A 12,841-nucleotide genomic window follows, 5' to 3' on the forward strand; every position below is an offset into this window, starting at 1 on the left:
CCGGCGTGTGCGGGGTCAGACCACCTGGTGGAGCCAGCGGACGGGCGCGCCCTCGCCGGCGTAGCGGAAGGGCTCCAGCTCGTCGTCCCAGGGCTTGCCGAGCAACCGGGCGAGTTCGGCCTCCAGGTCGCCGCCCTCGGTCTTGACCCGCAGCAGGACGGCCCGCAGGCGGTCCTCGGGGATCAGGATGTCGCCGTGGAGGCCGGTGACGGCGTGGAAGATGCCGAGCGCGGGGGTCGAGCTGTAGCGCTCGCCCTCGGCGGTGGCGCTGGGCTCGCCGGTGACCTCGTAGCGCAGCAGCTGCCAGCCGCGCAGGGCGGAGGCCAGCCGTGAGGCGGTGCCGGGCTCACCCTGCCAGGAGAGCTCGGCACGCCAGTCGCCGGGCGCGGCGGGCTGGCGGATCCAGTCGAGGCCGACCCGCACGCCGAGCACACCCGCGACCGCCCACTCGACGTGCGGGCACAGGGCGCGGGGAGCGGAGTGGACGTACAGCACACCACGTGTCGTCACCGGGACCTCCAGGCTGTGGACGAGGGTCGCCTTCCCCAGCTGCCTCGTGCCGCGCCCCGGAAGGGGTTCCGTCGGTGGCTTCCGCCTCCCCGTGATGCTCAACCTACTCGACATTAGGTAATCAAATTGAGCAAAACGGACAAGCTTTCCCTCCATGCTAGTCGAATCCTCAACGGGGTCCACCCCTCCCCGGTCACTCTCCCCCGAACGGACCTATGGCCGGCGCGGCCGCCCTGCGGGCGCGCCCCGCACGGCGACTGACGGCCCGTCGGCCGCACGCACACGGAGGAGGCTGCCCCGGCGGGCGGCCTCCTCCGTGTCATCCGTGACGGAGTGTCAGAGCTTGACGACCATCTTCCCGGTGTTGTCGCCGCGCAGCAGGCCGATGAAGGCCTCGGCGGCGTTCTCCACGCCCTCGACGACGGTCTCGTCGTAGCGCAGGCTGCCGTCCTTCAGCCAGCCGGCCGTCTCGGCGACGAACTGCGGCTGGAGCGCCGCGTGGTCGCGCACCAGCAGGCCCTGCAGGCGCAGCCGCTTGCCGATCGCGGCGGCCAGGTTGCGCGGGGCGGCGGGCGGGGTGGTGTCGTTGTACTGGGCGATGGCGCCGCAGAGGACGACCCGGCCGTGCGGGTTGAGCGAGGCGATCGCGGCCTCCAGGTGGTCGCCGCCGACGTTGTCGAAGTAGACGTCGATGCCGTCGGGAGCGGCCTCGGCGAGCTGCTCGGCGACCGGGGCGTCCTTGTAGTTGAAGGCGGCGTCGAAGCCGTAGTCGTCGACGAGCTTGGCGACCTTCTCGGCGGAGCCCGCCGAGCCGATGACCCGGGCGGCCCCCTTGAGGCGGGCGATCTGGCCGACCAGCGAGCCGACGGCGCCGGCGGCGCCGGAGACGAAGACCGTGTCGCCCTCCTTGAACGAGCCGACCTCCAGCAGGCCCGCGTACGCGGTCAGACCCGGCATGCCGAGGACGCCGAGGTAGTACGGGAGCGGGGCGAGCTCCGGGTCGACCTTGACGGCGTGGGCCGCGTCCAGGGTGGCGTACTCGCGCCAGCCGAGGCCGTGCAGCACGGCGTCACCGACCGCGAAGCCCTCGGCGCCGGAGGCGACGACACGGCCGACGGCGCCGCCGTCCATGGCCGCGCCGATCGCGAACGGCGGGACGTACGACTTCACGTCGTTCATCCGGCCGCGCATGTACGGGTCGACCGAGAGGTAGGCGTTGCGGACCAGGATCTCGCCGGGGCCGGGCCGCCGGACGGGCGCCTCGACCAGGGCGAAGTCGCTCGGCACGGGTCGGCCGTGGGGCCGGGCCGCCAGGTGCCACTCGCGGCCGGTGGTGGGGGTCTCCTGCGCTGCCATGACTCTGCTCCCTCGTGGTGTTCGCTACATGAAAGGTTGAACGACTGAAGCAATCGTGGACACGATTAGTTCAGGATGTCAAATGTTCAGGTACCATGGAGGCCATGGAGACGCAGCCGCCCACCGATCCGATCACGCTGGAGGTCACCGACCTGATGGCGAGCCTGGTCGGGATCTTCCACCGCGAGTACGAGGAGGCCGCTGCCGCCCGCTCGCTCACCGGGGCCCAGGCCAAGGTGCTCGCGCTGCTCAGGCGCGGCCCGATGCCGATGCGGCACATCGCGCAGACCCTCAGCTGCGAACCCTCCAACATCACCGGCATCGTCGACCGGCTGGAGTCCCGCGGGTTCGTCACCCGCGAGGCCGACCCGCAGGACCGCCGGGTCAAGCTGGTCGCCGCCACCGTGCCCGGCGCCGTCGCCTCCGCCGAGCTGCGCGAGTCGCTCAACTTCGCCCGCGAGCCGCTGGCCGCCCTCGCCCCCGAGGAGCGGACCCAACTGCGCGACCTGCTGCGCCGGATGCTCGAAGGCGCCACCCCGGCGCCCTGACCGGCCGTCGGCCCCCGAACGGCCCGCCCCCGTGCTCCGGGGCCGGGCCGCCGTGCGTACGCTCCCCCGTGAGAACGGTGCATCACCCTCTGCCGGATCGCGTCGGCATGTAACCGAACGGCCGGACAGGCCGTCTCAGTAGTGGCGGCACACAGGCGTGCCCGCCCTTCCGCCTGCCGGGCCGTCAGCGGCCGAACAGAGAGCACACTCCGACATGACCGAGAAGAGCCGGCCTGCCCCGGGTACCTCCCGCCGCGCGGGCCGCCTCGCCAGGACCGCCGGTGCGACCGCCGCCGTCCTGGTGCTCGCCACCGCCGGCGCCGGCGCCTGGTTCTACCACCGCATCGACCACAACATCACGACGTTCTCCGCCGACGGCGTCGCCACCAGCCGCCCCCGGCCGCCCCCACCGTCTCCGGCGGCGGACGCCCCGTCAACGTCCTGCTCCTGGGCTCCGACACCAGGACGGACGGCAACGACGCGCTGGGCGGCGGCGAGGAGGGCGTCGGGCACTCCGACACCGCGATCCTGCTGCACGTCTACGCCGACGGGAAGCACGCGGTCGGCGTCTCCATACCCCGCGACACCCTCGTCACCGTCCCCGCCTGCAAGCTGCCCAGCGGCTCGTGGACGAAGGCCCGCACCAACCAGATGTTCAACTCCGCCTTCACGGTGGGCGAGTACCCGCAGGGCAACCCGGCCTGCACCCAGAACACCGTCGAGGCGCTCACCGGGCTGCGGGTCGACCACACCATCGTGGTCGACTTCAAGGGCTTCGCCGCGATGACCGAGGCGGTGCACGGCGTCGACGTGTGCGTCCCGAACGACGTCGACTCCTACGGCATCCGCCTGTCCAAGGGCCGGCAGACCGTCAGCGGCCAGACCGCCCTGGACTACGTGCGGGCCCGGCACGGCCTCGGGGACGGGTCGGACATCGGCCGGATGAAGCGCCAGCAGGCCTTCGTCTCCTCCTTCATCAAGAAGGTCGAGGCCCAGGGCATGGACCTCACCACCCTGCTGCCGCTCGCCGATGCCGCCACCAAGTCCCTCACCGTCGACCAGGACCTCGGCAGCGCGGCGAAGCTCGCCGCCTTCGCCCAGTCGCTCCAGGGCATCAAGGTCGACGGCATCACCTTCGTGACCGTCCCCTGGCAGTTCGCCGGTGCCCGGGTCACCCTCGTCCACCCGGACGTCGACACCCTCTGGCAGATGCTCCGCCAGGACGTCACCCTGGACGGCCGGTCCACCGCCCCCGGCGCCTCGCCGACGCCGACCGCCGGGCTGACCTCCGCCGCAGCGCCGACCCCGACCGGCGACCCGTCCTCCTCCGGTACGCCGTCCGCCGTGTCCTCCGCCTCGGCCGGTGCGGACGACACGGGTGTGCCGGTCCTGGTGCACAACGCCTCCGGCGGCGCCGGCACCGCCGGCCGGGCGGCCGCCGCGCTGCGGACGCTCGGCTACGGGGACGTGACCGTCGGGGCCAACACCCGGACGAGGACCGGCACGGTGGTCGGCTACCCGGCCGGGCACCGGGCCGAGGCCGAGCACCTCGCCGCCCGGTACCCCGGGGCGGAGATCCAGCAGGACCCGGCCGCCGACGGCCTGATCCTCACCCTCGGCAGCGACCACGCCGCCGGCGACCCGACGGGCGCGGCCGTGCTCCCGACCACCGTCCCGTCCGGCATCTCCGGCAACACCCGGCCGGCCGACAGCGACCTCTGCTCGGACCTCAGCTTCGGCTGACCGCCGCCGCGGCTGCCTCGTCCGGCACCCCGGTGACCACCAGCGTCACCCGGGTGCCGGACACCAGCGCGCCCGCGGCCGCCAGGTCGTACACCGCCTGCAGCGCCTTGGCGACGTACCGGCGCTCCACGCCGATCCCGTGCCGCTGCTCGAAGTCGGCCGCGAACGCCTCCAGGGCGGCCGGCACCCGGCCGTAGCCGCCGCCGTGGTGCCCGTGGTGGATCCGCCAGCCGTCGAACGCGCGGCCGTGGGCGGCGCGGTGCAGCTCCTCCACCGCGGCCTCCAGGTAGCCCTCGCCGCGCAGCACCGCCACCCCGAGTGCGCGCGCCCCGGACGGCAGACCGGCGGCGATGCCCGCGAGGGTGCCGCCGGTGCCGACCGGGCAGCACACCAGGTCGCGCGGGCCGAGGTCGCCCAGCTCGGCGGGCAGTGCGGCGGTGCCGTGCACCGCGAGCGCGTTGGAGCCGCCCTCCGGCAGCACCAGGGCGTCGGCCCACCGCCCGGACGCGGCCCCGCCGCCCGTCGCCAGCGCGCGGTAGGCGGCCCGGCTGACGAACTCCAGCTCCATGCCGTCCGCCTCGGCGGCCGCCAGCGACCAGTTGCGCGGCGCGGCGGCCAGTTCCTCGCCGCGGACGACACCGACGGAGGCGAGCCCGAGGGCACGCGCCGCGGCGGCGGTGGCGCGCAGGTGGGTGGAGTAGGCGCCGCCGAACGTGACCAGCCTCGTCCGGCCCTCGGCCAGCGCCCGGTCCAGGTTGGGCGTGAGCTTGCGCCACTTGTTTCCCGGCACGGTGGGGTGCAGCAGGTCGTCGCGCTTCAGGCGGAGCTCGACGCCGGCCCGGGCCAGCACCGGGTCGGCCACCGCGGTCAGCGGCGTCGGCAGGTCGGCGGGCAGGGGCATCGGCCCAGGATAGGAGGCGCGCCGGGCGACCGGTGCCCGGGGCCGCGGGCGGGTGCACGGCCGGGGCACCGCCGGGTGCGGGCTCAGGCCCGGGACGAGGACTGCAGGTGGGCGAAGACGACGACGTTGTCCGCGTAGTCGTGGGTCTTGCGGTCGTACTCCCCGGCGCAGGTGATCAGGCGCAGCTCGGCGTCCGGGGTGTCGGCGTACACCTCCCGGTCGGGGAAGGCGTTCTTGGGGAAGGTCTGCACCGAGTCGACGGAGAAGACCGCGACCGTGCCGTCCGCACGGGTGATCTCCACGGTGCTGCCGGGCAGCATCACGTGCAGCATCAGGAAGACGGCCGGCCCGGTGGTGGTGTCGACGTGCCCGGCCACCACGGCGCTGCCGCGCTCCCCGGGGTCGGCCCGTCCTTGTACCAGCCCACCAGGTTCCGGTCGCCGGCCGGCGGCGCGGCCAGCTGCCCGGCAGGGGTCAGCCCGAGCTCGGTGAAGGGCGCCTCGACGAAGAGCGACGGGATGTGGATCTTCACCGGCTTGGAGCGGGGCAGTGCGGGGGCAGCCTTGGCCGTCCTGGACGGCAGCACCACCGGCGGTGCGGAGGCGGTCCCGACCGCGGCCGGGTTGGCGTCGGAGGACCGCGGGGCCGCCGGGGTGGTCTCGACGGACTGGTACATCACCAGCAGGCCGACCGCGGCCAGTCCCATGGCCCAGCGCAGGGCCCCGCGGCCGCCGTCCGCGCCGCCGGGCCGGTCGGCCGGTCCGCCGCCGGCCTGGTTCTGTCCCATCGGGTCCTGCCTCTCGTCCGGGGGTGGTGCGCACGGGCCGGAGCGGCCCCGCCGGGCGGGGCGGCTGCGGCGCACGGGTCGCGGGCCGCTGCGGCGTCCGGCCGGGCCCGGAGGGAACCGGGCCCGGCCGGACGCCGGAGGGGCGTCGCGAGTGGCGTCGCGTGGATCCGACTGCGGCGGCGCCGCAGGTCAGATCGCGGCGCCGTCGGAGCGGCGGCGGCGCAGGGTGAGCGCGCCGACGCCGACTCCGCCCGCCAGCAGGGCCGCGCCGGTGGCGAGCCCGCCGCCGGAGACGGCGATGCCGCCGCCACCGGTGTGGACGCCGCCGTGCGGCTTGCCCTCCGCCCAGGCCTCCTCGCCCGACGAGGAACCCTCCTCCTTGCCGCCGCCCTTCGCGTCCTTGCCGGAGCCGTACTCCTCCGCGGACTTGTCGGCAGGCTTGTCGGCGGACTTGTCCGCGGGCTTGTCGGCAGGCTTGTCCGCGGGCTTGGCGGCACCGGGCTGGTCGGCGGGCTTCTCAGCCGCCTTCTCGCCGGTGGCACCGTCCGCAGTGGACTGCTCCTGCCACACCTTCTGGTCGTCGGCCTTGGGCGCGGCCGGCGGATCGGCGTGTGCGGCGGGGATGGCGAAGGCCAGCGCCGCGGCGACGGCGGCCCCTCCGGCGAGGAGGGTGAGCTTGGGAAGCATGGGGTCGGTCCTTCCGGCACTCCGTGGCGAGCGCCGGCCGGTGCCGGCGCGAGGGTTCGCGGGTGCGCCGGTCACCACCGTGGTTCACGGCCCGTCAGGCCGCCACCGCAGCAGGTGGCCGCCCGGCCGGCGGGGGCGGTCCGTACACGGCCTCAACGGGCCGTCAGCGCCGCGCGGGCCTGCTCCGGGCGGGCGTACCGCGGCTGCGGGGCCGGCGGGGAGGCGGGGTGGGGCGGCTGGGCCGATGGGGTGTAGCTGGTGGGTGGACCCGCGTCCTCCGGACGGCCTCGGGGATCCATTGATCATGCTGTCACATCATCAGATCATCAGCCGTCGGCTGCTCCTCTCGGTGGCCGGCCTCGGCCTCCTGTCGGCCACCGCCTGCCAGAGCTCCGTCCCGAGCCCGGGCGACGGCGCCGGGGCCGGGGCCGCCAAGGGCGGGAGTGCGGGGGCCACCCCGGGGGCCGCACCGGCCTCGACCCCCGCCGTGAACGCGCCGAGCCCCCTGCTGAGCCCCGGCCCGCCGCAGCCCCGCCGGGTGACCAACCCGCTGTTCTCGCTCGCCGCCGACGACAAGCTGGTGGCACTGACCATCGACGACGGCCCCGATCCGGCCAACACCCCCGAGGTGCTGTCGATCCTGCAGAACTACGGCATCCGGGCCACGTTCTTCCTGATCGGCGAGAACGCCGCCCGGCAGGCCGGTCTGGTCAAGGAGATCGCCGCCCACGGCCACCACATCGCCAACCACACCTGGTCCCACCCCGACCTGCGGGGTCTGGCCGAGAGCAAGGTCCGCGACGAGCTGCAGCGCACCAGCGACCTGCTGCACGACACCACCGGCCGCACCCCGACCTGGTTCCGGGCCCCCGGCGGGGACTGGTCCGACGTGTCGCTGCAGGTCTCCGCCGCGCTCGGGATGCGGCCGATGGGCTGGTCCGTGGACCCGCAGGACTGGGCCCGCCCCGGCACGTCCAAGATCACCACGCGGGTGCTCCAGGCCATCGGGCCGGGCTCCATCGTGCTCAACCACGACGGGGGCGGGGACCGCTCGCAGACGATCGCCGCACTCCGCAGCTACCTGCCGGTGCTCATCGACGAGGGCTACCGCTTCACCGCGCCGCAGTAGGACGGCCACCGGCCGGCCGCCGGGAGCCTTCGCTCCGGCAGCCGACGCCGACGCGTCCGCAGGCCGACGGGAGGACAGCCGGGGTTCGTCGGGGACCCGGCTGCTCCCCGGCATGAGCGCGGCCCTCCCGAGCGCGGCCCGTCCGGCGGGTGAATCCGGGCGTGGCGCGCGGCTCCGAAGCGGGGTCCTGGGCTAGAGTTCCAAGCGCGACCGGGGCGCTCTGGCTGCTCAGCTGCCCCTCGGGGGCTGATGCCCCGTCGGCTTCGGAGGTAGGGCGGGTGGGACTCGAACCCACGACCAAGGGATTATGAGTCCCCTGCTCTAACCGGCTGAGCTACCGCCCCCGATCCGGCCTGCCGCGTCGGCCCGAGGCCCTCGCAGCAGCAGACGGCCCCTCAGGGCCGTCCCCGGCAGCATAGCCGGTCGATCAGCCGGAATGCGCGCCGGGTGCGCATCCGGGTACGCCCGCGCACACCGTCCGCGCCACCGCCCGCCCCTCGCGCCGCCGCCCGTCACGGAGCCCCACGGGCCGCCCGCGTCGCGGCGAGTCCCCCGGGTCGCCCCCGCGCCTGGCGCGGACCGGGCGACTGCTGATAGATCTTGGACGGTGGTTCCAGGGCCGCCCGCCCACCCCGCGGACGCGCCCCCGACGGAAGCGAGAACAGGCGGATGGCACGCACCCGGCGCACCGGCGCCCTCGCGGTGCTGCTGCTAGCCGTCCAGCTGAGCGCCACCGGCTGCCTCTGGTCCGGCGACGAGGAGGCCACCCCGTCGTCCCGTCCGGCGCCCGCCGGACCCGCGAACGACCGGGTCGGCGCGCTCTTCCTCGGCAGCGTGGACGGGCCGCGGATGTGCACCGCCAGCGTGGTCGACAGCCCGCACCACAACCTGCTGGTCACCGCCGCGCACTGCGTGCAGACCCTGGACCACGGCACCGAGACGGGCCTGGTCTTCGCCCCCGGCTTCCGCGACGGCCGTACCCCGTACGGCAGTTGGCCGCTCACCGCGATCACGGTGGACCCGCGCTGGACGGCCTCCGAGGATCCGGAGTACGACGTGGCCTTCCTCACCGTCGCCCCGGTGGACGACGAGGAGATCGAGGACGTGCTCGGCGGCAACCGGCTCGGCACCGGCCGCGGCTTCAACCTGCCCGTCTCCGTCACCGGCTATCCGAACGGCAGCGAGGAGCCGATCACCTGCGCCACCCGGACGAGCTCGCAGAGCCGCACCCAGGAGCGGTTCCGCTGCACCGGCTACAGCATCGGCACCAGCGGCAGCCCGTGGCTGACCGCGGACGGCGCGGTGGTCGGGGTGATCGGCGGCTACCAGCAGGGCGGGTACGAGGAGGCGGTCTCCTACAGCGTGACCTTCGACGACCGGGTGCTGGCCCTCTACCGCCGGGCGAGCGAGGCCGGCTGAGCCGACACCGGGGACCTGCCGGCCACCGGGGGCCTCGGGGCGCGGGCGGAAAACACGAAGGCCCCCGTCGGACCGGAGGGCCTTCGCTCTGCGCTGATCACCCACGACAGCGGGTGAAGCTCCCCCAATTGGACTCGAACCAATAACCTGCCGATTAACAGTCGGCTGCTCTGCCAATTGAGCTATGGGGGACTGCACTGCACCTGCACACGAACGGGCGGACCCGAAGGGCCTTCCCGAAGCTCCCCCAATTGGACTCGAACCAATAACCTGCCGATTAACAGTCGGCTGCTCTGCCAATTGAGCTATGGGGGATCGAGCTTCCGCCTCGGCTCCCGGTCTCCCGGCCCTCGGCGCTCGCTGCGGGACATACATTAGCGCACTCAGGGGGTGGTCCGCCAATCGCTTTCCCCGGCGGCCCCGGCCGGACGGCCGGCCAGCCCGCCCCGGTCTCCGGCCGGACACCCCGCACGGCGCGCCCCGCGCGCGACCTTCGGGACGGGCGGGGATGCTGGTGGCACGGCGACCCGGGCCACGGGCGGGGCCGCCCCTGGGCGGTTCGCCGCCGGGCACGACGGGTAGGCGCAACGCGGCGGTGGCCGCAGCGGCGACCGCACGGAAGGGCGGAGAGCAGAGCATGTGGAAACTCACGTTCGTCATCGGGTTCGGCCTCGGGTACGTCCTGGGGACCCGGGCCGGCCGACAGCGCTACGAGCAGATCGCCCGGGCCGCGCAGAAGGTCTCCCAGAACCCGCGCGTCCAGGACGCGGCGGGCAAGGCGAAGCAGCAGGCCGGCGCCGTGGCCGGACGCGCGGCGGGCGCGGTTGCGGACAAGGTCGGCGACAAGCTCCCGAACGCCGTCACCGACCGGGTCTCCTACTTCCAGCGCAACGGGGCCGACGACGACAGCTGGGGCACCGTCCGTCCGTGACGGCTCCCCGGAACCGTCACGGTTCCCGTACCGACTGGGCAACACTTGACGCGGCAGGGCCCTGCGGGCCCACCGGCTGAGGCATGATCTCGCCATGGCCATCGTCGCGGGCATCGACAGTTCCACCTCTCGCACCCGGATCGTCGCGTGCGACGCCGAGACGGGCGCCGTCCTGCGCGACGGCAGGGCACCCCACCCGCTCCGGGACGACGCCGACGCCCGCTCCACCGAGGTGGACCCGCAGACCTGGCTGCACTCGCTCGGCGAGGCGGCCACCGGCGGCCTGCTGGAGGGCGTCACCGCGATCGGCGTCTCGGCCCAGCAGCACGGGCTGATCGGCCTGGACGCGGGCGGCGTGCTCGTCCGGCCCGCCCTGCTGTGGAACGACCCCCGTTCGGCCGGCGCCACCGCGGCGCTCATCGACGCGCTCGGCGGGCCGGCGCCCTGGGCCGAGGCGATCGGCTCGGTGCCCTCGCCCGCCTACACCATCGCCAAACTGCGCTGGCTGGCCGAGTTCGAGCCGGTCTCCGCCGCCCGGATCGCCGAGGTGCTGCTGCCGCACGACTGGCTGGTCTGGCAGCTGCTCGGGCACCCCCGGCGCCGCACCACCGACCGGGGCGACGCCTCCGGCACCGGGTACTGGTCGCCGGTCACCGGCGAGTACCGGCAGGACCTGATCAAGCTGGCGCTCGGCCACGAGCTGCGCGTCCCGGACGTCATCGGCCCCGCCGAGCCCGCCGGGCACACCCCGGAGGGCCTGCTGATCTCGGCCGGCACCGGCGACAACATGGCCGCCGCCCTCGGGCTCGGGCTCGGCCCCGGCGACGCCCTGGTCTCGCTCGGCGGCAACGGCACCATCTTCGCCGTCCACGACCGGGCCGTCGTCGACGGCACGGGCATGATCTCCTCGTTCGCCGACGCCACCGGCCGCCACCTGCCGATGGCGGGCACGCTGAACGCCGCCCAGGTCCTGCGCTCGACCGCCGCCATGCTCGGCACCGACCTGGAGGGTCTCAGCCGGCTCGCCCTGCAGTCGTCCCCCGGCTCGTACGGGCTGGTGCTGCTGCCCTACCTGGACGGCGAGCGGACGCCCAAACTGCCGCACGCCGCCGGGACCCTGACGGGCCTGCGGGCGGAGTCGATGGCCCCTCAGCACCTGGCCAGGGCCGCCGTCGAGGGCATGCTCTGCAACGTCGCCGAGGCGCTGGACGTGCTGCGGGCGCACGGCGTCGCCATCCGCCGGGTGTTCCTGCTCGGGGCGGCCGGCCGACTGCCGGCCGTCCGGCAGAGCGCGCCGCAGCTGTTCGGGGTGCCCGTGGTGATCGCCCCCTCCGGCGCCCACGCGGCCCGCGGCGCCGCCCGGCAGGCCGCCTGGGCACTCGCCCGCACGCCCGAGCCGCCGGTCTGGGAGCTGCCGGAGGCGGTCGAACTCGCCCCGGACGGCGAGCACGACCTCGCGATCGGCAGTGCCGTCCGCCAGCAGTTCGCCGCCGTGCGGGAGCAGATCCACCCCGAGACGGCCGCCCGGGACTGAACCGGCGCCGCCCCGGGCACGTCCCGCGATCAGTCCAGGTAGGCCCGGAGCTGGTCGGCGTAGGCGTGGGCACGGAGCTTGCCGAGCGCCTTGGCCTCGATCTGGCGGATCCGCTCCCGGGTGACCCCGAACAGCAGCCCGATCTCCTCCAGGGTGCGCGGCCGTCCGTCGTCCAGCCCGTAGCGGAGCCGGGCGACCTGCCGCTCCCGCTCGCCGAGGGTGGCCAGCACGGCGTCCAGGTGCTCGCGAAGGAGCAGCAGGGCCGCGCTCTCCGCCGGTGACGCGGCGTCGGCGTCCTCGATCAGGTCACCGAGGGCGACGTCGTCCTCCGCGCCGACCGGGGTGTGCAGCGAGACCGGTTCCTGGGCGAGCCGCAGCACCTCGCGCACCCGTTCCTCGGAGAGCTGGAGGACCTCGCCGACCTCGGCCGCGGTCGGCTCCTGACCGCGCTCCTGGGCCAGCGCGCGCTGCACCCGGAGCACCCGGTTGATCTGCTCCACCACGTGCACCGGGACGCGGATGGTGCGGGCCTGGTCGGCGAGGGCCCGGCTCATCGCCTGCCGGATCCACCAGGTCGCGTAGGTGGAGAACTTGTACCCGCGCGCGTAGTCGAACTTCTCGACCGCCCGGATCAGGCCGAGATTGCCCTCCTGGACGAGGTCGAGCAGGGTGAGCCCGCGGCCGACGTACCGCTTGGCGACCGACACCACCAGGCGCAGGTTGGCCTCGATCAGGCGGCGTTTGGCGATCCGGCCGAGCACCACCAGCCGGTCGAGGTCGTCGGCGTCGGCGCCCGGCCCGCCCTCCCCGCGGCGGCCCGGTCCAGTGCCTCCTCGGCGAACAGGCCGGCCTCGATCCGGCGGGCCAGCTCGACCTCCTCCTCGGCGGTCAGCAGCCTGACCCGGCCGATCTCGCGCAGGTACTGGCGGAGCAGGTCGGCGGAGGGCCCCGTCCCGCCGTCCAGGAGGGGCCGGGGGCCGTCGTCCTCCGCCTCCCGCGTCCCGCCGCTCTCCTCGGCCTCCTCGGCCTCCCCGGGATCGCCCTCCCCGGTCCCCCCGTCCCGGGCATCGGCCTGGTCGTCGGCCCCGGCGCCGGCCCCGGCGGGCCGTGCGGCGGGCGTCTCGTCCTCCGGCGGGCCGGCCTGGGCCGGGACGCGGGCGCCGCCCTCGCCCGGCGGCCCGGCGGCGCGGTCGTGCACGGTGCCGTCGTCGTCCGCGACGGCCTGCGGCTGGCGTACTGCGGCGAGCTCCACGGGCATCATCCCTTCGAGGCCGCGCGCGGCAGGTGGGGGTGCCG

Annotated in this window: 12 protein-coding genes, 3 tRNA genes and 1 pseudogene; 6 read left to right on the top strand and 10 right to left on the bottom strand. The window is 75.0% G+C overall.

All coding sequences use genetic code 11. The annotated features are described in order from the left end of the window. Window positions 1-15: 15 nt before the first annotated feature. On the bottom strand, window positions 16-510 hold the full coding sequence (locus tag ABEB13_RS14325; RefSeq protein WP_100890364.1) for a DUF3145 domain-containing protein: 495 nt from the start codon (window positions 508-510) through the stop codon (window positions 16-18). A gap of 336 nt (window positions 511-846) precedes the next feature. Beyond that, a complete protein-coding gene (locus tag ABEB13_RS14330) occupies window positions 847-1,866 on the bottom strand; it encodes an NADP-dependent oxidoreductase (RefSeq protein ID WP_345705831.1) in 1,020 nt (339 codons plus the stop codon). Window positions 1,867-1,961: 95 nt separating this feature from the next. On the opposite strand from ABEB13_RS14330, the gene ABEB13_RS14335 reads away from it, so the two are divergent. After that, the gene (locus ABEB13_RS14335; protein ID WP_345705832.1) at window positions 1,962-2,414 is read left to right on the top strand and encodes a MarR family winged helix-turn-helix transcriptional regulator; all 453 of its coding nucleotides are present in this window, start codon (window positions 1,962-1,964) and stop codon (window positions 2,412-2,414) included. A 141-nt stretch (window positions 2,415-2,555) separates the two neighbouring features. After that, window positions 2,556-4,157 (top strand): LCP family protein, encoded by a 1,602-nt coding sequence (locus ABEB13_RS14340; RefSeq protein WP_345705833.1) that lies wholly within the window; start codon window positions 2,556-2,558, stop codon window positions 4,155-4,157. Here the strand turns inward: ABEB13_RS14340 and ABEB13_RS14345 are convergent. The 4 genes from ABEB13_RS14345 to ABEB13_RS14360 all read right to left on the bottom strand — a co-directional run bounded on the left by ABEB13_RS14345 (window position 4,144) and on the right by ABEB13_RS14360 (window position 6,532). Next, window positions 4,144-5,058 (bottom strand): 1-aminocyclopropane-1-carboxylate deaminase/D-cysteine desulfhydrase, encoded by a 915-nt coding sequence (locus ABEB13_RS14345; protein ID WP_345705834.1) that lies wholly within the window; start codon window positions 5,056-5,058, stop codon window positions 4,144-4,146. The genes ABEB13_RS14340 and ABEB13_RS14345 overlap by 14 nt on opposite strands. Before the next feature lie 83 nt (window positions 5,059-5,141). Continuing rightward, window positions 5,142-5,438 (bottom strand): sortase domain-containing protein, encoded by a 297-nt coding sequence (locus tag ABEB13_RS14350; RefSeq protein WP_345705835.1) that lies wholly within the window; start codon window positions 5,436-5,438, stop codon window positions 5,142-5,144. Further along, a complete protein-coding gene (locus ABEB13_RS14355; protein ID WP_345705836.1) occupies window positions 5,390-5,845 on the bottom strand; it encodes a class F sortase in 456 nt (151 codons plus the stop codon). Before ABEB13_RS14355 ends, ABEB13_RS14350 begins: the two co-directional genes overlap by 49 nt. A 189-nt stretch (window positions 5,846-6,034) precedes the next feature. Beyond that, window positions 6,035-6,532: a hypothetical protein gene (locus tag ABEB13_RS14360; protein WP_345705837.1), complete on the bottom strand. Its 498-nt coding sequence runs from the start codon at window positions 6,530-6,532 to the stop codon at window positions 6,035-6,037. Window positions 6,533-6,836: 304 nt separating this feature from the next. Here ABEB13_RS14360 and ABEB13_RS14365 point away from each other — a divergent pair, with 304 nt between their 5' ends. Then, complete coding sequence (locus tag ABEB13_RS14365; RefSeq protein ID WP_345705838.1) at window positions 6,837-7,661, top strand: polysaccharide deacetylase family protein; 825 nt, start codon at window positions 6,837-6,839, stop codon at window positions 7,659-7,661. Window positions 7,662-7,931: 270 nt separating this feature from the next. On the opposite strand, the gene ABEB13_RS14370 is transcribed toward ABEB13_RS14365, so the two are convergent. After that, window positions 7,932-8,005, bottom strand: a tRNA-Ile gene (locus ABEB13_RS14370). A gap of 325 nt (window positions 8,006-8,330) precedes the next feature. On the opposite strand from ABEB13_RS14370, the gene ABEB13_RS14375 reads away from it, so the two are divergent. Beyond that, complete coding sequence (locus tag ABEB13_RS14375; protein WP_345705839.1) at window positions 8,331-9,080, top strand: trypsin-like serine peptidase; 750 nt, start codon at window positions 8,331-8,333, stop codon at window positions 9,078-9,080. A gap of 119 nt (window positions 9,081-9,199) precedes the next feature. On the opposite strand, the gene ABEB13_RS14380 is transcribed toward ABEB13_RS14375, so the two are convergent. Together ABEB13_RS14380 and ABEB13_RS14385 are read right to left on the bottom strand one after the other, a co-directional pair. Next, window positions 9,200-9,272: transfer RNA gene (locus ABEB13_RS14380), tRNA-Asn, on the bottom strand. Between the two features lie 50 nt (window positions 9,273-9,322). Then, window positions 9,323-9,395, bottom strand: a tRNA-Asn gene (locus ABEB13_RS14385). A 322-nt stretch (window positions 9,396-9,717) separates the two neighbouring features. Here ABEB13_RS14385 and ABEB13_RS14390 point away from each other — a divergent pair. Together ABEB13_RS14390 and ABEB13_RS14395 are read left to right on the top strand one after the other, a co-directional pair. Then, window positions 9,718-10,011 (top strand): hypothetical protein, encoded by a 294-nt coding sequence (locus ABEB13_RS14390; protein ID WP_345705840.1) that lies wholly within the window; start codon window positions 9,718-9,720, stop codon window positions 10,009-10,011. A gap of 94 nt (window positions 10,012-10,105) precedes the next feature. Continuing rightward, a complete protein-coding gene (locus tag ABEB13_RS14395; RefSeq protein WP_345705841.1) occupies window positions 10,106-11,545 on the top strand; it encodes an FGGY family carbohydrate kinase in 1,440 nt (479 codons plus the stop codon). Between the two features lie 29 nt (window positions 11,546-11,574). On the opposite strand, the pseudogene ABEB13_RS14400 reads toward ABEB13_RS14395, so the two are convergent. Beyond that, window positions 11,575-12,806, bottom strand: a pseudogene (locus ABEB13_RS14400) (RNA polymerase sigma factor). Between the last annotated feature and the right edge of the window lie 35 nt (window positions 12,807-12,841).

This window comes from Kitasatospora paranensis (assembly GCF_039544005.1).
In the GTDB taxonomy this organism is placed as follows: Bacteria; Actinomycetota; Actinomycetes; order Streptomycetales; family Streptomycetaceae; genus Kitasatospora; species Kitasatospora paranensis.

What these genes read in the sequence shown, in the direction of transcription:
- ABEB13_RS14330 (WP_345705831.1), bottom strand. Translation starts at nt 1,866, where the DNA reads ATGGCAGCGCAGGAGACCCCCACCACCGGCCGCGAGTGGCACCTGGCG.
- ABEB13_RS14335 (WP_345705832.1), top strand. Translation starts at nt 1,962, where the DNA reads ATGGAGGCCATGGAGACGCAGCCGCCCACCGATCCGATCACGCTGGAG.
- ABEB13_RS14345 (WP_345705834.1), bottom strand. Translation starts at nt 5,058, where the DNA reads ATGCCCCTGCCCGCCGACCTGCCGACGCCGCTGACCGCGGTGGCCGAC.
- ABEB13_RS14355 (WP_345705836.1), bottom strand. Translation starts at nt 5,845, where the DNA reads ATGGGACAGAACCAGGCCGGCGGCGGACCGGCCGACCGGCCCGGCGGC.
- ABEB13_RS14360 (WP_345705837.1), bottom strand. Translation starts at nt 6,532, where the DNA reads ATGCTTCCCAAGCTCACCCTCCTCGCCGGAGGGGCCGCCGTCGCCGCG.
- ABEB13_RS14365 (WP_345705838.1), top strand. Translation starts at nt 6,837, where the DNA reads ATGCTGTCACATCATCAGATCATCAGCCGTCGGCTGCTCCTCTCGGTG.
- ABEB13_RS14375 (WP_345705839.1), top strand. Translation starts at nt 8,331, where the DNA reads ATGGCACGCACCCGGCGCACCGGCGCCCTCGCGGTGCTGCTGCTAGCC.
- ABEB13_RS14390 (WP_345705840.1), top strand. Translation starts at nt 9,718, where the DNA reads ATGTGGAAACTCACGTTCGTCATCGGGTTCGGCCTCGGGTACGTCCTG.
- ABEB13_RS14395 (WP_345705841.1), top strand. Translation starts at nt 10,106, where the DNA reads ATGGCCATCGTCGCGGGCATCGACAGTTCCACCTCTCGCACCCGGATC.